The sequence below is a fragment of the Streptomyces sp. NPDC000941 genome, assembly GCF_053599555.1.
The window spans coordinates 1-21,139 of the sequence record NZ_JBSFMM010000079.1 but is presented as its reverse complement, the minus strand read 5'-3'; the positions used below and the strand labels follow the sequence as shown (position 1 = coordinate 21,139).

Annotated in this window: 11 protein-coding genes and 1 pseudogene; 9 read left to right on the top strand and 3 right to left on the bottom strand. The window is 69.8% G+C overall.

The window, feature by feature from the left end; translation table 11 throughout:
• Nucleotides 1–21: 21 nt before the first annotated feature.
• The 9 genes from ACWDSL_RS24830 to ACWDSL_RS24790 are packed head-to-tail and all read left to right on the top strand — an operon-like array spanning nucleotide 22 to nucleotide 19,847.
• Nucleotides 22–1,890: a glycoside hydrolase domain-containing protein gene (locus tag ACWDSL_RS24830; RefSeq protein ID WP_450488871.1), complete on the top strand. Its 1,869-nt coding sequence runs from the start codon at nucleotides 22–24 to the stop codon at nucleotides 1,888–1,890.
• Nucleotides 1,887–5,528 carry a beta-galactosidase gene (locus ACWDSL_RS24825; RefSeq protein ID WP_450488869.1) on the top strand — a complete coding sequence of 1,214 codons (3,642 nt, stop codon included), beginning with the start codon at nucleotides 1,887–1,889 and terminating at the stop codon, nucleotides 5,526–5,528. Before ACWDSL_RS24830 ends, ACWDSL_RS24825 begins: the two co-directional genes overlap by 4 nt.
• Complete coding sequence (locus ACWDSL_RS24820; protein ID WP_450488867.1) at nucleotides 5,525–9,268, top strand: beta-galactosidase; 3,744 nt, start codon at nucleotides 5,525–5,527, stop codon at nucleotides 9,266–9,268. Before ACWDSL_RS24825 ends, ACWDSL_RS24820 begins: the two co-directional genes overlap by 4 nt.
• Nucleotides 9,268–11,262: a glycoside hydrolase family 31 protein gene (locus ACWDSL_RS24815; protein ID WP_450488865.1), complete on the top strand. Its 1,995-nt coding sequence runs from the start codon at nucleotides 9,268–9,270 to the stop codon at nucleotides 11,260–11,262. Before ACWDSL_RS24820 ends, ACWDSL_RS24815 begins: the two co-directional genes overlap by 1 nt.
• A 9-nt stretch (nucleotides 11,263–11,271) precedes the next feature.
• On the top strand, nucleotides 11,272–13,428 hold the full coding sequence (locus ACWDSL_RS24810) for a GDSL-type esterase/lipase family protein (RefSeq protein ID WP_450488863.1): 2,157 nt from the start codon (nucleotides 11,272–11,274) through the stop codon (nucleotides 13,426–13,428).
• Nucleotides 13,429–13,437: 9 nt separating this feature from the next.
• On the top strand, nucleotides 13,438–14,877 hold the full coding sequence (locus ACWDSL_RS24805; RefSeq protein WP_450488861.1) for an alpha-L-fucosidase: 1,440 nt from the start codon (nucleotides 13,438–13,440) through the stop codon (nucleotides 14,875–14,877).
• Entirely contained in the window at nucleotides 14,877–15,821 is a 945-nt protein-coding gene (locus ACWDSL_RS24800) for a hypothetical protein (protein ID WP_450488859.1), read from the top strand. Before ACWDSL_RS24805 ends, ACWDSL_RS24800 begins: the two co-directional genes overlap by 1 nt.
• The gene (locus ACWDSL_RS24795; RefSeq protein WP_450488857.1) at nucleotides 15,818–16,717 is read left to right on the top strand and encodes a CARDB domain-containing protein; all 900 of its coding nucleotides are present in this window, start codon (nucleotides 15,818–15,820) and stop codon (nucleotides 16,715–16,717) included. The genes ACWDSL_RS24800 and ACWDSL_RS24795 overlap by 4 nt, the downstream gene beginning before the upstream one ends.
• A 10-nt stretch (nucleotides 16,718–16,727) precedes the next feature.
• Nucleotides 16,728–19,847, top strand: a complete 3,120-nt coding sequence (locus tag ACWDSL_RS24790; RefSeq protein WP_450488855.1) for an alpha-N-acetylglucosaminidase TIM-barrel domain-containing protein — start codon at nucleotides 16,728–16,730, stop codon at nucleotides 19,845–19,847.
• Nucleotides 19,848–19,949: 102 nt separating this feature from the next.
• Here the strand turns inward: ACWDSL_RS24790 and ACWDSL_RS24785 are convergent, their stop codons facing one another.
• From ACWDSL_RS24785 to ACWDSL_RS24775, 3 genes and pseudogenes are all read right to left on the bottom strand, one after another.
• Entirely contained in the window at nucleotides 19,950–20,369 is a 420-nt protein-coding gene (locus ACWDSL_RS24785; RefSeq protein WP_450488853.1) for a type II toxin-antitoxin system VapC family toxin, read from the bottom strand.
• Nucleotides 20,366–20,596, bottom strand: coding sequence for a FitA-like ribbon-helix-helix domain-containing protein (locus tag ACWDSL_RS24780; RefSeq protein ID WP_450488851.1), 231 nt, complete (start codon nucleotides 20,594–20,596; stop codon nucleotides 20,366–20,368). The genes ACWDSL_RS24785 and ACWDSL_RS24780 overlap by 4 nt, the downstream gene beginning before the upstream one ends.
• Nucleotides 20,597–20,872: 276 nt before the next feature.
• Nucleotides 20,873–21,139: pseudogene (locus tag ACWDSL_RS24775) on the bottom strand (transposase); the annotation flags it as partial.

The following is a 21,139-nucleotide window of genomic DNA, read 5'->3' as shown; positions in this document are numbered from 1 at the left end:
AGGGAGAGGGAACACAGAGCCATGGCACGTACGTCCTCGCTCTTCGCCGGCTTCGTCGCGGGTGTCGTGGTGGCCGCGAGCACCACCGCGATCGCCGTCACCGGCACCAACACCCCTACCGACCCCGATTCCAAGGCCACCACCACCTGGCTGACCGTCAAGGTCGCCGATGCCATGGGCACCAGGGACACCATCACGTGGGTGCCCACCGGGTCCTTCGCCGGCTCCGCGGAGGAGCGGGTCCCGCGCTACCCGATGACCGCCATCCAGGGCAAGGACACCAAGGAGCTGAACCTCTCCGCCGTGCGCAACGAGCAGGTCTCGGCGCAGCTGGCGATCGCCTCCGGCAAGGATCTCGACGACGTCAAGGCCGTGGTCGGCGATCTCACCGGACCCGGCGGGGCGAAGCTGTCCGGCGACGACACCCAGGTCCGGTTCGTGAAGTACGTCCCCGTGCAGCGTTCCAAGAGCGAGGTCGACTGGTCCGCCACCATCGACCAGGTCAGCTCCAGCAAGGAGGTCTCCGGCGACCGCAACCCCGATGTGGTCGGCGACCCCCTCGAGGAGCGGTCCTCCGTGGACGTGCCCGCGTACGCGGCGCAGCCGCTGTGGTTCACCTTCCATATCCCCGAGAAGGCCAGGCCCGGCACCTACCGGGGCACCGTGAAGGTCGAGGCCGACGGCCGCACCCAGGCCCGTTACCCGCTGACCATCGAGGTCGCGGACGCGAGCGCGCCCGACTCCGATGACTACAGCTTCTTCCTCGACGTATGGGCCCAGCCGGAGACCATCGCCCAGGCACACGGCGTGAAGCTCTGGTCCGACAAGCACTGGAAGCTGATCGAGGCCTACAGCCGGGACCTGGCTTCCCGCGGTCAGAAGGTCATCAACACCACCATCGTCGACAACCCCTGGCACCATCAGTGGTCGCTGGGCACCCGGGAGTCGCAGACGGCCACGCCGTACTCCAGCATGGTCGGCTGGACCTGGGACGGGAAAGCATTCTCCTTCGACTTCGCCCGCTGGGACAAGTACGTCCGGACCGCCAGACGCGCCGGGCTCGGGCCCGACATCGGCGCCTTCTCCATGCTGGCGTTCCAGGACAAGGAGCACCTCACCTACACGGACACCCGTACCGGCAAGACCGTCTACGAGCACGTCGATCTGGGCGGGGACCGCTGGCGGGAGGCGTGGGGGGCGTTTCTGCCCGCGTTCGAAGAACATCTGAAGGCGAAGGGCTGGCTGGAGGACACCTGGCTGTCGTTCGACGAGCGCCCGATCGACACCATGACGGTCGTCAAGGACTTCGTCCACGAGGTCGCGCCGGTCTTCGACGACCGTATCTCCGTCGCCGGGTCGATCAGCACGGAGGGCGTCGCGTCGAACCTGTCCGTCGACTGGGGCGGCATCGACGCGATGACGAAGGAGAAGGTGGCGGAGCGGCGCGCGGCCGGAAAGCTCACCACCTTCTATGTGTACGGCTCACCGGCTCATCCGAACACCCTGTCGTACTCTCCCGCCGTCGAGTCACGCATGCTGCCGTGGATCTCCGCCCAGCGGAATCTCGATGGGTTTCTGCGCTGGTCGTACAACAGCTGGACCCGCGATCCCTTCCATCAGCCGGTGCACATCTTCACCCAGGGCGACGAATACCTGGTCTACCCCGGCAAGGACGGGCCGATGTCCAGCATCCGCTGGGAGCAGTTGAAGGAGGGCATCGAGGACTACGAGCTCATCGCCCAGCTGAGGAAGAAGGAGGCCGGCGCCGCCGACAGCGACGCCCTGACCGAGGCCCTCGCCACGGCGACCCGGAACCTCGACGGCCGCACGAAGGACGTCAGCGACATCGAGACCGCGCGGGCGGCCGTGGTGAAGGGGCTGACGTCATGAGAGGGCGATGGCGCTGCCTGCTGCTCGCCGCGCTGCTGGCCGTCCTTCCCCTGACCGGTCCGGGCGCCGCGACACCGGCCCGGGCGGAGCCGCCGGCGCAGCAGCACACGGTCACCTACGACCAGTACTCCGTGAAGGTCGACGACGAGCCCCTGTACATCTGGGGCGCCGAGTTCCACTACTTCCGGCTGCCCAGCCCCGACGCGTGGCGTGACGTACTCCAGAAGATCAAGGCGGGCGGATTCAACGCGGTCTCGCTGTACTTCGACTGGGGTTACCACTCGGCCAAGCCGGGCTCATACGACTTCACCGGCATCCGTGATGTGGAACGGCTGCTGGACGAGGCCGAACGCGCCGGCCTGTACGTCATCGCCCGCCCCGGCCCGTACATCAACGCCGAGGTCTCCGGCGGCGGCTTCCCGGCCTGGCGGAAGACGCGAAAAGGCGTCAACCGCACCTCCGAGACCGGCTATCTCGACGACGCGCGCGAGTGGATGAGCCGGATCAACCGGATCATCGCCCGCCATCAGCTCACCCGCGGCACCGGCACGGTGATCCTCTACCAGGTCGAGAACGAGTACCAGGGCGGCCGCCACGACGCCGACTACATGCAGACGCTCATCGACTGGGCGAAGAGCGACGGCATCGACGTGCCCACGTATCTCAACGACGGCGGTGCCAACAAGAACTGGGTGAGCGGCAAGGGCGCCCCCGACATCTACGGCTTCGACGCCTACCCGCAGGGCTTCGACTGTTCGAAACCCGACACCTGGAAGAACCTGCCGGACTATTCCGAGGTCAACGAGTGGAAACCCGAGTCCCCGCTGATCATCCCGGAGGCACAGGGCGGCGCCTTCGACCCCTGGGGCGGCACCGGGTACAAGGACTGCGCGCGACTCACCGGCACAGACTTCACCCGGGTGTTCAGCAAGATGAACATCGCCGCCGGGGTGACCGGCCAGTCCTTCTACATGACGTACGGAGGCACCAACTGGGGCTGGCTCGCCGACCCCAACGCGGTGTACACGTCGTACGACTACGGGGCTCCGATCAACGAGTCCCGTCAGCTGACCGACAAATACCAGGAGTTCAAGCGCCTCGGGTACTTCGTCAACTCGGTCCGCTCGCTGGCGCGGACCGACAAGGCCGAGGCGCCCGCCCCTTCCGATCAGGCGCTGCGCGTCGACCGGCGGGTCAACCCCGACGACGGCACCCAGTTCTTCACCCTCCGGCACGCCGACACCCGGGTGAAGGACAAGGATGCGACCACTCTGTCCCTGACCGGCGCGGACGGCGACTATCCGCGCGTGCCGCAGCAGGGCACGATCACGGTCGACGGCCGGGACGCCAAACTCCTCGTCGCGGGCTACGACCTGGGCGATCAGCGGCTCGTCTACTCCACCTCGGAGATCATGACGCACGCACGCGTAGGCGACCGTGACGTGGCGCTGCTGTACGGACGCGAGGGCGAGGCCGGTGAGACCGTGCTGCGGTACGCGAAGCGGCCGAAGGTCACCGTGCTCGACGGCGATGTCACCACCGCCTGGGATGCCGAACGTGGCGATCTGCGGCTGGACTACACCCACGACGGGCTGGCCCGAGTGCTGGTGAACGGCCTGGAACTGCTGATCGCCGACACCGCGGAGACCGCCCACTGGTGGCGGCAGGACACCGCCGCGGGCCCGGTCCTCGTGCGTGGCCCGTCCCTTGTCCGTACGGCCGAACTGGACGACGGAACGCTGAAGCTGACCGGCGACTCCACCGATGCCGTAAAGATCGAGGTCATCGCGGACGCCACCAAGGTGACGTGGAACGGCCGCGAGACCGCCGTCACCCAGGCACCTCGCCCCATCGAGCTGCCCGAGCTGACGACGTGGAAGTACCAGGAGGAAGCGCCGGAGTCCGCCCCGGGCTTCGACGACTCCACCTGGACCACGGCGGCCAAGCTCAGCGCGAACAGCGCCGAACTGGACGGATCGCTGCCCGTCCTCGCGATGGACGAGTACGGCTACCACCACGGCGATGTCTGGTACCGCGGCCGGTTCAAGGCCACAGGGAAGGCGACTGCGATCGCGCTGAACGCCAACACCGGACCCACCGGCCAGTACGCGGTCTGGCTGGGCGGCAGCTACCTCGGCAGCTCCGGCGACGGCGCGCACACCTTCGACATCCCGGCGGGGGCGCTCGAGGCGGAAGGCGACAACGTCCTCTCCGTGCTCGTCGAGAACGCGGGCCACAACGAGGAATGGGGCCACGACTACTCCAAGGAACCGCGCGGCCTGCTCGGCGCCGAGGTGATCGGCGGGGCCACCACCCTCACCTGGAAGATCCAGGGCAGCCGGGGTGGCGAGAACCCGGTCGACACCGCACGCGGCCCGTACAACAACGGCGGGCTGTACGGGGAGCGGGCCGGCTGGTCGCTGCCGGGTTACCCCGACAGCGGCTGGAATCGCACCACCCTGTCCCGGCAGACCGGGAAGACCGGACCCGGCGTGCGGTGGTACCGCACTACCGCCGAGCTCGGCCTGCCGCGGGGCCAGGACAACGCGATCGCATTGGATCTCGCCGAACCCAAGGGCGGAAACACCGACTATCGCGCCCAGATCTTCGTCAACGGCTGGCTGATCGGCCGCTACCTGGCCGACACCGGGCCCCAGACGCGCTTCGTCATCCCCAAGGGCATCCTGCGCGAGCGGGGCGACAACACCATCGCCCTGGCCGTCCGGTCCACTGACAAGGCTTCGGGCCCCGGCTCCGCGACCCTCGTCGACCTCGGCGCGGCGGCGGGCGGGATCAAGGTCCGTACGGTGGACGCGCCCTCCTACGACGCCAAGACCTACGCCATGCCGACGTCGGGCGCCCGGGTCAGCGTCGGCGCCGAGCCGTTCCTTGAGCCCGGCACGGCCACCGAGGTCCCCGTCACGCTCACCGTGCCGAATGACGCGCCGACCGCCCGGAACGTCAAGCTGGCACTGACCGTGCCGGACGGCTGGACCGCGGCCACCGGCGACACCACCCGTTTCGACCGGGTCCGGCCCGGCGACACGGTGACCGCGGCCTATACCGTCACCCCGCCCGGCGACCCGGTTCCCTACGCCGTCCTGTCCGCGACCGCGGAGCTGACACAGACCGGCCGTCCCAACACCGTCACCGGCCGGCGGGCCGTTCAGGTGCCGCCGCCGGGGCTGTCCGCCGACGTCTACGTGAGCGACCTGAACCTGGTCAAGGCGGTCAACGGCTGGGGCCCGGTGGAGAAGGACACCTCCAACGGCGAGTCCGCGGCAGGCGACGGGCGGCTGCTCGCGATTGGCGGCACCACATATGCCAAGGGCCTCGGCGTGCACGCGAACAGCCAGATCCGGGTCTACCTCGGGGGCGGCTGTACCCGGTTCACCGCCACCGCCGGGGTGGACGACGAGGTCGGCGACAACGGCAGCGTCTCCTTCCAGGTGATCGCCGACGGCCGCTCCCTCGCCACAACCCCGGTGGTGCGCGGCTCCGACGGCGGCACCGACATCGACGTGGATGTGACCGGCGCCCGCTGGCTGGACCTGCTTGTCGACGGCGACGGCGATGTCTCCACCGACCACGCCGACTGGGCCGACGCCAAGCTGACCTGTGCGGGAGGCACCTCGTGAACGTCGTCCGCTATCCGTCCCCTTCCGGCCTCGCGCGAGTTGGACGGCTGCGCTCCGCGCTGGCCGGAGCGCTGGCCGCCATCCTGCTCCCGGTCCTGTCCGCGGCAGTGCCCGCCCACGCCACGGGCACAGCCTCCGAATCCGCCAAGGCCACGCCGCACACGGTCACTTACGACAAGTACTCCGTCAAAGTCGACGGCGAACGACTCTTCGTATGGTCCGGAGAGTTCCACTACTGGCGGCTCCCCAGCCCCGACCTGTGGCGTGACGTACTTCAGAAGATCAAGGCAAGCGGTATGAACGCCGTCTCGATCTACTTCGACTGGGGCTTCCACTCCCCGGCGAAGGGCCGTTACGACTTCACCGGCGTCCGTGACGTCGACAAGCTCCTGGACATGGCCGAGGAGGCCGGGCTCTATGTCATCGCCCGCCCCGGACCGTACATCAACGCGGAGACTGACGGCGGAGGATTCCCCGGCTGGCTGATGAACCAGAAGGGACAGGCCCGCTCCACCGACCCCGATTACCTCGACGCCGCCCGCGAGTGGCTCAAGGAGATCGACAAGATCCTCGCCCGCCGCCAGGTCACCGACGGCACCGGACCGGTGCTGCTCTACCAGGTCGAGAACGAGCTGTACGACCCGGATGGCCGGGACTACATCGTCGAGCTGAGCAAGCAGGTGCGGGCCGACGGCATCACCGTGCCCCTCGTCGGCAACGAGCCGATGCCGCAGTACGCGGGCGGTGGGGGCTTGGACTTCGTCGGCGAGCTGGACCAGTACAACTCCTTCTGCAAGGGCGAGTGGTGGCTGCCCACCCTCAAGCGGCAGCAGGACGACGCACCGCTGGCGATCTTCGAGGCGGGCACCGGCTGGTTCCAGACCTGGGGCGACACGGGCTACGAGAAGTGCCGGGAGAAGATGGGCCCGGACTACCAGAAGATCGTCAACAAGCACGAGGTCATGCAGGGCACGACGATCGAAAACCTCTATATGACCTACGGCGGTACCAACTGGGGCTGGCTCGCCGACCCGCGCCAGGTCTACACCTCGTACGACTACGGCGCACCGATCAGCGAACCGCGCCAGACCGGCGCCGACTACGACGAGATGAAGCGGCAGGGCCTCTTCTACACCACCACAGGTCCGCTCACCGCGACCGATCCGGCCGACGCGCCCGTCCCGTCCAACGACGCCGTGCACATCGAAGCCCGCGCCAACCCGGACACCGGCACCCAGTTCCTCTACCTCCGGCACGGCGACCCGATGGCCGGCGCCGACGCCACCACCACCTTCGACTGGAAGACCCCCGACGGCACCTATCCGGTCACCGCGCGGCTGAACGGCAAGACCGGCAAGATCCTCGTCGCCGGCCACGACCTCGGCGGCCGGCAGCGGCTCGTCTACTCCACCAGTGAGCTGCTGACCAGCACACGGACCGGTGACCGCACACAAGCCGTGCTGTACGGCGGCGAAGGCGACCCCGGGCAGACCATGCTCCGTTACTCCGCCAAGCCCAAAGTCACCGTGGTCGACGGCAAGGCCGACGTGACCTGGGACGCCGAGCGCGGCGACCTGAAGCTGGACTACACCCACTCCGGCCTCACCCGGGTCCTGGTCCAGGGCGGCGGCCGCCCCGATCTGCTGCTCCTGATCGGCACCGACGACCAGGCCGCCGATTTCTGGCGGCAGGACACGGGAGCCGGTCCGGTCCTGGAACGCGGCACCGAGCTGGTCCGAACGGCATCCGTCACCGGCCGGAAGCTCGCCCTCACCGGGGACGCCCGGAAGGCGGGGCCACTGGAGGTCTTCGCCCCGCCCGGCGTACGGAGCGTCACCTGGAACGGCTTGCCCCTGAAGGTGAAGCCGACCGCGTCCGGCAGCCTGCTCGGCACGGTGCCCGGTCCGAAGGACGTCACCCTGCCTGAGCTGACCGGCTGGAAGGCTTCCGCCGAGACCCCCGAGGCCGACCCGGACTTCGACGACTCGTCATGGACCTACGCCGACAAGCTGACCACCGACAACCCCACCAAGCCCGGGACTCTGCCGGTGCTCTACCAGGACGAGTACGGCTACCACTACGGCTACGTCTGGTACCGCGGGCGCTTCAAGGCCACCGGCACCGAGAAGTCCCTCTCCCTGACCGCCTACGCCACCAACCCGGACACCGGCTCGGCCGCGGTGGGCGCGTACTCGGTGTGGGTCAACGGAAAGTTCGCCGGGACGAGCAAGACCGGCCGCCGGACCTTCCCCCTCGCCGACGGCCTGCTGCGCAAGGGCAAGGAGAACGTGATCTCCGTTCTGGTCGGCACCATGGGCCACAACGAGGACTTCACCTGGAACAGCGACGACCACAAGCAGCCGCGCGGGCTGACCACGGCGTATCTCGCCGGCTCCGACGCGCAGATCACCTGGAGAATCCAAGGTGCCCGGGGCGGCGAAAGACCCGTCGACACCGTGCGCGGGCATATGAACAACGGCGGTCTGTACGGCGAACGTGCGGGCTGGACCCTGCCCGGCTACCCGGACCGCTCCTGGGACGACGCCACACTGCCGGCCACCGACAAGACCCCCGGCATCGCCTGGTACCGCACCACCTTCAACCCCCGGCTGCCGGGGGGCCAGGACGTCTCCGTCGGCGTCACCATCACCGACTCCACCGACCGTGACTACCGCGCCCTCATCTATGTCAACGGCTGGCTGATGGGCCAGTACGTCAACGACACCGGCCCCCAGCACACCTTCCCCATTCCAGGCGGCATCCTGCGCGCCGACGGCAAGAACACCCTTGCCATCGCCTCGTGGAGCGAGGACGCGAAGAGCGGCGGCCTCGGAAAGGTCGGCCTCACCACGCTCGGCAATGTCACGTCCTCGCTGCGGGTCGCCGATGTGTCCGCCCCGGCCTACGATGCCGCCACCTACACCGACCCGGCCACCCCGGCGCGGGTGACCGTCGACGCTCCCGACACTGTCGAGCCGGGCAACACCTACCAGGTCACGGCGACGGCCTCCGTACCGGAGAACGGCAGGACGCTCAGCGACCTCACCCTGAGCCCGAACCTGCCGGAGGGCTGGACCGCGGCCCCGGGTGATCCGGTGAAACTCGGCACCCTCAAACCCGGTGCCTCGGCAAAAGCGCAGTGGACCGTCTCCGTGCCGTCGTCCCAGAAGACCGGCACCGTCGCGAACCTCGGCGCCACCGCCGACTTCACCCGGACCGGCAGACCCGGCTCGGCGGCCGGGGAAGAGGTGGTGGCGGCGCAGCCACCGCCGCTCACGGCCGGCGAACACTACGTCAGCGATCTGCCGTTCCAGTCCAGCAGCAATGGCTGGGGCCCGGTCGAACGCGACCAGTCTGTCGGCGAGAACGCCGAGGGCGACGGCCGGCCGCTCACCCTGCACGACACCGGCTACGAGAAGGGCCTCGGTACGCACGCCGCAAGCAGTCTCCAGGTGTGGCTCGGCGGCACGTGCGCCACCTTCCACGCGGCCCTCGGCCTCGACCAGGAGACCTACGGCCGCACCGACGGCCCGGCCACTGTCACCTATACCGTCCTCGCCGACGGAACGCCCGTCTACGAGAGCGGCACCGTCGACCGGGACACCGCGACGAAGAAGATCGACGTCGAAGTGGCAGGCGCGCGCCGACTGGAACTCGTCGTCTCGGACGCCGGGGACGGCAACGCCCTCGACCACGCCGACTGGGCCGACGCCAAGCTGACCTGCGGCGGCGGTACCTGATGCCCGGCGTGAGACGGACCCTCCGCCGCTACTCGGCGGCGCTGGCCCTGGCCGCCCCGCTGCTCGGCGCGGCCCCGGCAGCCGCCGAATCCGGGCCGATCACCCTCGCCACGCCGGACTACGAACTGCGCGTGGCGACGGACCGGCTGACCCTCACCACGGTACGGGCGGGCCGGACCGTCCTGGCCACGGCGGCGGGGGCGTTCCGGTTCCGGATCGGCGGTGACTGGTATCTCGTCCGGGAGGTCACCGGCAGCGCCCGCGACGGCGACACCCTGCGGGTCACCGCCGCCACCGATTTGCCGGGCGTCACCGTCGACCTGAGGATCACCCTGCGGTCCGACCGGTACGACGTGACGTGGTCGCTGTCCGGGGCGACCGCGGACGCGCTCAGCACGGCATACGACCTGGGCAGCGCCGGGCACTGGTATGGGCACGGCGAGAACAGCGACCAGACGGTCCAGCCGTGGCCGCTGGACTCCGGGCAACTGGTGGACACCGGGTTCAGCCCGGCGTCGTACCAGGTGGTGACCCCTTTCTGGTACACCGCGAGCGCCACCGGGCTGCGGGTGGACACCGGTGAGCCGATGGACGTGCGCATCAACTCCGGCGGCAACGGGCTCGGGGAGTTCACCGTCACCGGAGAGCGGCCCGCCGCCTCCACCGTGTTCGTCGAGGACACCCCGGCCGAGGTGTATCGCGACCACATCGAGCTGGTCGGCAAACCCGAGCGCTCCGACACTCCCTACGAGCAGTACGCGACCCCGCTGTGGAACTCCTGGGCCCAGCTCTACACGGAGCAGAACCAGGGCAACGTCATCGACTGGGCCCGCTCGCTGGCCGACGCGGGGCTCGACGGGCACGCGGTACAGATCGAGGAGAGCGTGATCGCGGCCGACTTCGGCCAACGCTTCCCCGATCTGCCCGCCCTGTCCGAGGAACTCGGCCGCCTCGGATTCGACCTCGGCATGTGGACCGGCCTGTACATGCCCGAGACCGCCGCCGACTTCTCCTACGCCGTCGACCACGGGTATCTGCTGAAGGACCCCTCCGACCCGTCCAAGCCATGCCTGTTCACCTGGTGGAACGGCCGCCGGACCGGGCTGATCGACCTGGCGAATCCGGCCGCGCGGCAGTGGTACACTGAGGATCTGAAGGCGCAGACGCGCGAATCCGGCGTGGCCGGATTCAAGTTCGACACCGCCTTCTTCGACGACCGGTGCGCGCCCTACCCGGGAGCGACCCGTGCCGACTACGTGACCTACGGCACCGAACTGGCCGACGAGTTCGACCAGCAGGGGGCGGGGCTACGGGTCGCGTGGAACGCCGCGCAAGCCAAGGGCTTCGCCACCCGCACGGCCGACAAGCCCACCACCTTCGGGGGGCTGCGCGCCTCGGTCTCGGCCAACCTGGCGGTATCCACGGTCGGTTACCCGTTCGTCGAGACCGACATGATCGGCGGCTCGCTCCTGTATCCGCCGCCCACCAAGGCGGTCCTGGTCCGCTGGGCGCAGGCGGCTTCCCTCATGCCACTCATGTACGCGTCGACCTCGCCCACCGGTGTACGGGACGCGACGACCGGCGAGTGGGTCGGCTATGACCGGGAGACGGTCCGGCTCTACCGCGCGGCCATCGCCACGCACGAGCGGCTGGCACCGTACATCTGGGACCAGGTGCAGCAGACGCTGAAGACAGGCGATCCGATCATGCGGCCTCTGTTCTTCGACTTCCCGAAGGACGAGGCAAGTTACACGGTCTCCGACGAGTGGATGCTCGGTCCGGCCGTGCTGGCCGCGCCCAAGCTCGACGAGGGCGCTACCCGGGACATCTTCCTGCCGACCGGGACATGGCGCGACGTCACCAACGGCAGCGTCGTCCGCGGCCCGGTGACCCTCAAGGACTACGCGGCGCCCCTCGGGATCACCCCGGCGTTCGTGAACCTCAAGGCCAACGGCGCCGCCAAGGCGCTCAAGGCACTCCACCATGCTTCCTGAGGAGGACCCGTGCCGGGAGTGCTTGGCGTGTTCAGAGGGCTGGGACACCGCAGATTCGCCGCCTTGACCGCGGGCCTGGCGGCCACCCTGGCGGCGCTGCTCATGGCGGCGCCGGCCGAGGCCGGGCAGCCGGCCTGGACGGGTACATGGGCCACCGCGCAGCACGCCTCGTACGACCCCGGCACCTCGGAGGTGACCGTGCGCATACCGGTGCGCGTCAGCGCCGGCGGGTCGAGCGTGCGGATCCGGCTGACCAACGGGTTCACCGACCAGCCGGTGACGATCGGTCACGCCACCGTGGGGCCGCGCGGCAGCGGTTCCGCCGTGGCGCACCCGTACGACGTGCGGTTCGGCGGGAAGCGGGAGGTGACGATCGCGGCGGGCGAGGACGCGGCCAGTGACCCGGTCCGGCTCGCCGTGCCCGACCGTACCGACCTGGTGGTCAGCCTGTATTTCCCGGGTCGGCTCACCCACATCAGCCAGCACTGGATGGGCCTGCAGACCGTCTACTGGACCCCGGACGGCGGTGGCGACCACGCCTCGGACGCCGACGGGGACGCCTTCACCCGGACCGACTCCACCTTCCCGTTCCTGACCGGCGTCGATGTGCGGGGCGGTGACACGGCGGGCGCCGTGGTGGCGCTCGGCGACTCCATCACCGACGGGGCGTCCTCCACGGCGAACGCCAACCGGCGCTGGCCCGACTACCTGGCGGCCCGGCTTTCGGCCTGCTCGTCCACCGCCGGGGTGCTCAACGAGGGCATCAGCGGCAACCGGATCACCGCCGGGACCGACGGCAACCCGTCGGCGCTGGACCGGCTGGAGCGCGACGTGCTGTCCCAGCCGAACGCCCGGACGGTGATCTTGTTCGAGGGCGTGAACGACCTCAGCTGGGGTGGCGCCACCGGCGACCAGGTGATCGACGGTATGCGGCAGATCGCGCGGCGGGCCCACGCCCGCGGGCTGCGGGTGATCGGCGCGACCGTGGTCCCGTACCGGGGGTGGGGCGACTGGTGGACCGAGGACAAGGAGGCCGACCGGCAGCGGGTCAACGCGTTCGTCCGTGACTCCGGCGGCGTCTTCGACGGGTACGCGGACTTCGACAAGGCGGTCCGGAACCCGGACGACCCCACCCGGTACGCCGCCGCGTTCGACTCCGGTGACCATCTGCACCCCAACGACACCGGGATGAAGGCGTTCGCCGACGCGGTCGACCTGGCCGGCCTCGGCGTGGCCCGCGACTGCCCCTCGGCCCGGGTCCGGCTGACGCCCTACCAGCCGAGCCTGCGGGCCGGTCAGGCCACGGAGGTGACGACGACCGTCACCAACACCGGGCCCATCGCCGTCACCCGGGTCAGCACCCGCCTGGAACTGCCGCACGGCTGGTCCGCCGAACCGGCGGGCAGCGCACGGATCCGCACCCTCGCCCCGGGCGAGCGCGCCGCCGTCACCTGGACCGTCGTCCCCGCGGCCGACGCGGCATGGGGCACCCACCCGATCGAAGTGGGCGCCTCCTACTACCAGGGCGGCCGGTCACGGCACGACTCCGACAGCGTGGACGCCACCGTCGTCCCCATCCCGTCCGAGGTGCGGGCGCCGTACCGGACGACCGCCACGACCGAAGACGCCCAGTACGCCCAGAACAGCGGGCGAAACGGTGACCAGTTCGCCATCTGGGCGGGCGGCCGGGACCTGTCCGGCTGGAAGGACGAGAAGGCGGCCGTCTACCTCCCCGGCGCCGTGCCGCGCTCGGGCAGCGTCACCGCCCGGGTGGTCGGCCAGACGGGCAGCGGGCCGTCCGCCAAGGCCGGGATCGCCGTCGCAAGCGACCTGACCGCGCCGGAGAAGGGCGGCTACGCCGTGCTGACCATGTCGGCGCAGTACGGCGTGGAGTTCCTGACCGACAGCGACGGCGACGGCCGCCTGGACACCTGGGCGGGCGGCGGCGCCTCCTACCACCCCGCCTGGCTGCGGCTGGTCCGCGACGGCACGACGTACACCGCGTACGCCAGTTCCGACGGCGCGGCCTGGCAGCAGGTCGGCACCGCGACCCTGCCCTCGGCGAGCGGCAGCGGCGACGCGGGCCTGGTCGCCGGCGCCGTCAACCTCAACTATCCGGGCCAGACCACCGCAGCTGTCTTCGACTCCTTCGCCGTCACCGAGTGAGAGGCATCCATGGCAATCAGCCGCAGAAATCTCCTGACCACCGCGACCGCCCTCGGCGGGGCCGTGCTGCTCGGCCCACCGGGGATCGCTCAAGCCCACGGCGGCAGCGCGCGCCCCGACTATGAGCCCACCAAGGCGTCGCTGGACACCCACCCGGTGCCGCGCTGGTACAAGGACGCCAAGTTCGGCATCTTCATCCACTGGGGCGTCTATTCGGTGCCCGGAGGCACCGGACGGCACAACGCGGGCGAGTGGTACCTGTGGTACCAGAGCTTCAAGGACACCGCCGAGTGGAAATACCACCGCGACACCTACGGCCAGGACTTCGTCTACGACGACTTCATCCCGCGGTTCAGGGCCGAGAACTTCGACCCCGACTCCTGGGTGAAGCTCTTCGAGCAGGCGGGCGCCCAGTACTTCGCGCTGACCAGCAAGCACCACGACGGCTTCGCCCTGTACCCCAGCGAGGTCACCGACCGGCACTCGGTGAAGTACGGCCCCAAGCGCGACCTGGTCGGTGAGCTGATGACCGCCGCCCGCAAGCGCGGCACCGTACGGCCGGGCCTCTACTACTCGCTCGGCGAGTTCTTCAACCCGGCCATTGGCCGGCCGATGAAGAACTTCTACACCGACGAGGAAATCCCGATGGTCGGCTACAAGCCGGTCGAGGACTATGTCGGCGACTACGAGTTGAAGCAGCTGTACGAGATCGTCGACCGGTACGACCCCGAGCTGCTGTGGGCGGACGGCCAGTGGTTCCGGCCCACCGGGGAGCCGCCGTGGCGCAGCGAAGAGCCCATGGCCTACTACTACAACAAGGCCAAGAACGGGGCCCGGCCCAAGGGTGTCGTGGTCAATGACCGCTTCGACACCCACTTCGACTTCGCCACCTACGAGCAGCGCACCAACCCCACCATGGACCCGCAGAAGTGGGAGTGCTGCATCACCATGGGTTACTCCTGGGGCTACAACAAGCACGAGCTGGACGAGGACTACAAGACCTCCGAGTTCCTGATCCATCTGCTCGCCGACGTGGTCAGCAAGAACGGCAACCTGCTGCTGAACATCGGCCCCAAGCCCGACGGCACCATCCCCGCCATCATGCAGGAGCGGCTGCGTGACATCGGCGCCTGGCTGGATGTCAACCGCTCGGCGATCTACGGCTCGGCGCCGTGGGTACGGGCCGAGGAGGAGGGCAGCCCACTCGGCATCCGTTATACCGTCACCCCCGGCAGGTTCAACATCATCGCGCTGGGCGCCCCCAGCGGAACCCTGTCCGTGCCCGCCGACATCCCGATCGGCGCCACCTCGACGATCCGGCTGCTCGGCCACGACGGCCCGCTGCGGTGGACCCGCAAGGACGGCAAGATCCACATCACGGTCCCCTCCGCTCTCCCCAGCGACATCGCGAATACCTTCACCGTGGACTGGGACCGGGGACGAGCCTGATGACCGGACGCGACGAAACCCGGTTCGACACCCTCGGGCCCACCCTCACGGTGACCACGGTGCCCGCGGACCCGGCCGGCGGCGACGCGGTGACGGCCACCGCGCACCTCACCAACGACTGCCCCTTCCCGCTCCGCGACGCCGTGCTCCACCTGATCGGCCCGGGCGCGACGACGGCCGCCAGAACCATCCCCCTCGGCGACCTGCGGCGCGGCGCGAAGGCCACCCGCAGCTGGCAGACCGCGATGCCCGCCGACGTGGCGGGCGACGTATCGTTCACCGCGCACCTCGTCTTCGACGTCGACGGCAACAGCTCCGACTGCGCCCGCTCCGCCAGGACCGTCAGCATCCCCTACGAGCCCAACGGAGTGCGGGAGCCGTACACCACCTTCGCCACCACCGACGACGCCACGTTCGGCCAGTACGCCCCCGGCCAGTTGGTCATCTGGGCCGGCGGCCGGGACCTGTCCGGCGGCACCGACGAGAAAGGGGTCATCTACCTCCCCGGCGTCGCCGCCGAGTCGTGCGTGATACAGGTCAGGACAGCCGGCCTGACCGGCAGCGACAACCCCAGCGCCAAATCGGGGATCGCGATCGCAGGCGACCTGACCGCACCCGGCAAGGGCGGCTACGCGGTGCTGACCATGTCCGCCCGGTACGGCCTCGAATTCATGACGGACAGTGACGGCGACGGCCGCCTGGACACCTGGGCCGGGGGCGGCGGCTCCTACCACCCTGCCTGGCTGCGCCTGGTGCGCTCGGGCGCCACCTATACCGCGTACGCCACCGGCAACGGGCTGGCGTGGGAGCAGGTCGGCACCGCGACCCTCCCCTCGGCGAGCGGCGCCGGGGACGCGGGAGTCATCGCCAGCGCCGTCAATGCCAACTACCCGGGCACCACCGTCCGGGCGGTCTTCGATCACTTCTCGGTGGAGGCGCTATGAACGGCCACGCATACCGGCCTGACGAGGACTTCCTCACCCCGCCCGTCTCGCTGACCGTGTCGCCGACGAGTCCGGAGGCGGGCTCAACGGTGACGCTGACCGCCACCGTCACCAACACCGCCCGGATCGCGCTGAGTGACACGGTGCTCTACCTCGCCGTGGACGGCACTGGGCGGCCGTCCCGTCTGGGCAGCCTGGCGCCCGGTGCCACGGCCACCCGCAGCTGGCGTACCCGGCTCGCCGACGACGCCGAGGGCCTCGTCTCGTTCACCGCCCACGCGCTCTTCGACGTCCACCGCGACGGCTCCGACTGCGCCCGCGCCACCTCGTCGGTGCGGCTGCCGAACCTGTCCCTCGCCGGAGCCTTCGACAACGCGGGCATCGCCTCCGACGACGCCCTCACGGTCGCCGACATCGACGGGTCGCGGTCCAGCCTGTCCGCTCAGGCGCTGGCCTCGGTCGGGCTGACGCCGGGAGCGGTGGTGACCTACGACGGGACAGCCTTCACCTGGCCGGACACCCGGCCGGGCAACAAGGACAACGTCGTCGCCTCCGGGCAGACCGTGCTGCTGTCCGGCTCGGGCTCCCGGCTGGCCTTCCTCGGTACCAGCACCTGGGGCGAGGGCAAGGGCGAGGGAGCCGTCGTCTACGCCGACGGCACGCGGCAGGCGTTCTCCGTCGCCGTCCCGGACTGGTACGGGGCGAACGGCTCCGCCGCGGTGGTGGTGCCGTACCGCCACATCTCCACAGGCCGGGACGACACCCCTGTCAGCCTTTACGTGTTCGGCGTCGAAATTCAGGACAAAGAGGTGCGCGCCGTCGTGTTGCCGAAGGTCAGCGACGGCCTGCAGTCGGGCGTCCCCGCTCTGCACATTTTCGCGATGACGGTCGGCTGAAAGGACAATCATGAACAGCAACGAAGGCGTCAGCCGCAGACGAGTGCTGACCGGAGCGGCCGCCGTGGGCGGCGCGCTGCTGCTGGCGCAGCCGCAGGCCGCCCGGGCGGCCGCCGAGAACGGGAGCGCCGGACCGTTCGACACGGCACCGGCCGCCGCCGCGCTGCGGCGGCTGGTGCCCGGCCACCACCAGCAGGTCACGCTGCGCGCGGTGGCGGCCGGCGACGGCGACCACTTCCGGGTCACCGGCCGGGCCGGGAGCATCACGGTGGAGGGCACCAGCCCCGCCGTACTGCTCACCGGGTTCAACCGGTACCTCGCCGAGGCCGCGAAGGCCGACATCTCCTGGAACGGGGAGCAGCTGAACCTGCCCCGGCTGATGCCCTCGCCCGGCACGGAGATCACGGGAGCGGCGAACGTCGCCCACCGGTTCGCGTACAACGACACCAACGAGGGCTACACCGGCGCCTACCGGAGCTGGAAGGCCTGGGAGCGCGAGATCGACGTACTGGCGCTGCACGGCATCAACGAGGTGCTCGTGTACATCGGTGCCGACGCGGTCTACTACGACACCTTCCGGGACTTCGGCTACTCGGACGCCGAGCTGCGGGCCTGGATCCCCGCCCCTTCCCACCAGCCCTGGTGGTTGCTGCAGAACATGTCGGGGTTCGGCGGTCCGGTGTCCAAACACCTCATCGACCAGCGGGCCGCCCTCGCCAAGAAGATCGTCAACCGGGTGCGGGAACTCGGCATGACCCCCGTGCTGCCGGGCTACTACGGCACCGTGCCGGACGACTTCCTGGCCAAGAACCCCGGCGCGTCGCTGGTTTCCCAGGGCACCTGGGGCGCCTTCAAGCGCCCCGACTGGCTCGATCCGCGCACGGATCTCTTCGCCGAGGTCGCCGCCGCCTTCTACCGGCACCAACGGGAACGCTTCGGCGACAGTTCGATGTACAAGATGGACCTGCTGCACGAGGGCGGCAACCCCGGTGACGTGCCGGTCCCCGAGGCGGCCAAGGCCGTCGAGGCGGCTCTCCAGAAGGCACATGCCGGGGCGGTCTGGGCGATCCTGGGCTGGCAGACCAACCCGAGCCGGGAGATCCTCGGCGCGGTCGACAAGAGCACGATGCTCGTTGTCGACGGCCTGTCCGACCGCTACACCACCGTCACGGACCGGGAGAGCGACTGGGACAGCACTCCGTACGCCTTCGGCTCCATCTGGAACTTCGGCGGTCACACGCCGATCGGTGCCAACGCTCCCGACTGGGTGGACCAGTACCCGAAGTGGCGGGACAAGACGGACAGCGCGCTCGCCGGGATCGCGATGATGCCGGAGGGCGCCGACAACAACCCCGCCGCGATGGCCCTGTTCACCGAGTTGGCCTGGACGCCCGGCACCATCGGCCTGGATGGCTGGTTCGCCTCCTATGCCGTGTCCCGGTACGGCGGCGAGGACCCGCACGCCGTCGCCGCCTGGAAGGCGATCCGTGACACCGCGTACAACATGTCCCGCACGGACTCGTGGAGCGAGGCGCCCGACGGGCTGTTCGGCGCCCGGCCGAGCCTGGGCGCCAACAAGGCTGCCGCGTGGGGCCCGGAGGCCGACCGCTACGACATCACGGCCTTCGACACGGCGCTCACCGAACTGCTCCAGGTCGCGCCGGGGCTGCGCGACAGCTCGGCCTACGCGTACGACCTGGCCGACGTGACCCGTCAGGTGCTGTCCAACCGCAGCCGGGTGCTACTGCCCCAGATCAAGGCGGCGTACGAGGCCGGGGACCGCGCCCGCTTCGACCGGCTCACCAAGACCTGGCTCAGCTGGATGAAGCTGATGGACAAGGTGCTGGCCACCAGCGGCCGGCATCTGCTCGGACGGTGGCTGGCCGACGCCCGTTCCTGGGGCGCCACCACGGCGGAGAAGGACCAGCTGGAGTACGACGCGCGGTCGATCATCACCACCTGGGGCGGCCGGGCGAGCAGCGACGAGGGGCTGCACGACTACGCCAACCGGGAGTGGTCCGGGCTGCTCAGCGGCCTCTACCACCTCCGCTGGAAGACGTACTTCGACGAGTTGTCCGCGGCGCTCGCGGCCGGTCGGCAGCCGGCCGAGATCGACTGGTTCGCGCTGGAGGACCGCTGGGCGCATCAGCACGACAGCTACCCGGTGCGGACGTCGGGCGACATCCACAAGCTGGCCCGGAAGGTGCGGGACACCCTGACCGCGGATCCCCACCAGGTGGCGCTGACCGCGTCCGCCGACCGGGCAGCGGTGGCCGAAGGACGCCCGGTCACGGTCACCGTGTCGTTCACCAACCGCAATGGATTCGGCCCCGCGACGGATGTGAGCCTGTCGGCTGACGCACCGGAGGGGATGACCGTCGAGTCGGCCGGCCCGACCACCGCGGCGTCCGTCGCCCCGGGCGAGACATTCTCGGCGAGCTTCCGGGTCACCCTCACGGCGACCGACGGCGCGCTGGTCTCCCGGGTGCCGGTGGGCGCGTCCTACCGGACCGGCGGCTCGCGGGGCTCGGCCTCGGCGGCGGTCCGACTGATGGCGGGCACCGGTGTACAGGCGCCTTACCGAACGGCTTCCTTCAACGACGCCGTCTTCGGCCAGTCGGGGGACGGACTCGCCATCGAGGGCGGTGGCGCCGATCTGTGGGGTGGCACCAATGAGTTCGCCACGATCCACCGGGTCGCCGCGTTCGGCTCCGCCTCGGTCGCGACGGTCCAGGTCACCTTGCAGGACAACACCGGCGGCTGGGCCCGCGCCGGGCTGATGGTCCGTAACGACCTCTCCGCGAACGGCGACGGCTCGGCCGGGTACGTCAATCTGGCGGTGACACCGTCCAACGGATGCGCACTGTCCTGGGACGCCGACGGCAACGGAACATTCGACTCGATCGAACTGTCCGGGTCCTTCACCGCGCCGGTGCATCTGCGGCTGACGCGCTCCGGCAACACCTATACCGGCGAGTGCAGCAGTGACGGCGTCTCATGGACCACGGTCGGCACGGCCACCCCGGGCGGCGTTGCCGACGCCCAGGACATCGGGGTGTTCATGACGGCTGCCAACGGCTGGACCGGCACCCGCGGGATCGCCGCCTTCCAGGGCTTCTCCGTCACCTGAGCCGGCGGGGTCCGTGCGATCTTGCTCAACCCCATGGCACCGGCCACCGGGTCCAGAACACGCAAGGTCGCCTGCTGACCTGCCAAGGTCTACCAGGACGCTTCAGCCGGAGGTCTGGAACGTCTCGATCTCGCAGCGCGCCACGCCGCTCTTGTCGATTCTGGCGTCGCTGGTGATCAACGGCAGTCCCAGACTCTCGGCCAGGGCGACATACTGCGCGTCGTAGGCGTAGAGGTTGCTCGACAAGCCCTTGACGCGATCCCAGAGGATCAACGTCTCATGCCGGTCGAGCGCCAGATCGCGGTACGTCGCCACGGCCTTGCGGAGCTGCTTCTCGCTCAGCTTGGGCTCGCCGCCACGCCGGCCGCGCGCCAGGCCGAGCAATGCGGACATGATCTCGTAATCGATCAGGTGCGGTGCGGCGAGACGGTCCTCCTTGGCGACACGTTCGCGTACCCGGTGCCCGGTGGGGCCGTCGTCGCTCAGGAAGAAGACGAGTGCCGAGCAGTCGACGACGATCAACGGCCCGCCCTCGCGTCGTCGATCGCGGCCAGCACGTCCGACGTACTCAGGCTCGTCCCGGCCTCGGCTTCCGCGCGGGTGGCGGCCTCGGCGAGCGTGGGCCTGGCGGCTTCACGGACGAGGAGGTCGAGTGCGTAGGCCTGTAGCGACTTGCCCGCCTTCGCGGCGCGGGCCTTCAGCGTGGCAAGGGCATCGTCCGGCACATCGCGAATAGTCAGGGCAGTCATGCCTGCATTTTAGCAGCATTGCATGCAAAGCGCAGTTTCGCTTGCGCTGCTGATGTCGGAGACTGATGCTCCTATTGCCTGTCAAGCGGCTTGGAGCCAGTCGCGGTAGGCGTGGGCGAGGTCGTCGTCTCGGCGGATTCCGCGTTCGAGGGTGGAGATGGCGGTCGGCCAGACGCCGAAGTGCTGGGCTGCGGCGGTGAGAGTGATGTTCTTGGACTGCCGCAGGGGCCGCAGGTCGGCGATCTCGGGGACGGTGACTGTGGTGGTCGGGCAGCGGAACATCTCGCGGGTGATGGCACGTTTGAGGAGCCGGATGATCTCTTTCTTCGTCCGGCCGGCGGCGATCTGGCGTGCTACGTAGTCGCGGGTGCGGGGGTCGCTGGACATGCGGACCAGGGCGATGCGGTAGAGGGCGGCGTTGGCCTGCCGGTCGCCGCCGCGTGAGAGCCGGTGGCGGTTGGTCCGGCCGCTGGAGGCGGGGACGGGCGCGGCTCCGCAGAGGGCGGCGAAGGAAGCCTCGGTCCGCATGCGTTCGGGATTGCC

What these genes read in the sequence shown, in the direction of transcription:
- ACWDSL_RS24830 (WP_450488871.1), top strand. Translation starts at nt 22, where the DNA reads ATGGCACGTACGTCCTCGCTCTTCGCCGGCTTCGTCGCGGGTGTCGTG.
- ACWDSL_RS24825 (WP_450488869.1), top strand. Translation starts at nt 1,887, where the DNA reads ATGAGAGGGCGATGGCGCTGCCTGCTGCTCGCCGCGCTGCTGGCCGTC.
- ACWDSL_RS24815 (WP_450488865.1), top strand. Translation starts at nt 9,268, where the DNA reads ATGCCCGGCGTGAGACGGACCCTCCGCCGCTACTCGGCGGCGCTGGCC.
- ACWDSL_RS24805 (WP_450488861.1), top strand. Translation starts at nt 13,438, where the DNA reads ATGGCAATCAGCCGCAGAAATCTCCTGACCACCGCGACCGCCCTCGGC.
- ACWDSL_RS24800 (WP_450488859.1), top strand. Translation starts at nt 14,877, where the DNA reads ATGACCGGACGCGACGAAACCCGGTTCGACACCCTCGGGCCCACCCTC.
- ACWDSL_RS24795 (WP_450488857.1), top strand. Translation starts at nt 15,818, where the DNA reads ATGAACGGCCACGCATACCGGCCTGACGAGGACTTCCTCACCCCGCCC.
- ACWDSL_RS24790 (WP_450488855.1), top strand. Translation starts at nt 16,728, where the DNA reads ATGAACAGCAACGAAGGCGTCAGCCGCAGACGAGTGCTGACCGGAGCG.
- ACWDSL_RS24780 (WP_450488851.1), bottom strand. Translation starts at nt 20,596, where the DNA reads ATGACTGCCCTGACTATTCGCGATGTGCCGGACGATGCCCTTGCCACG.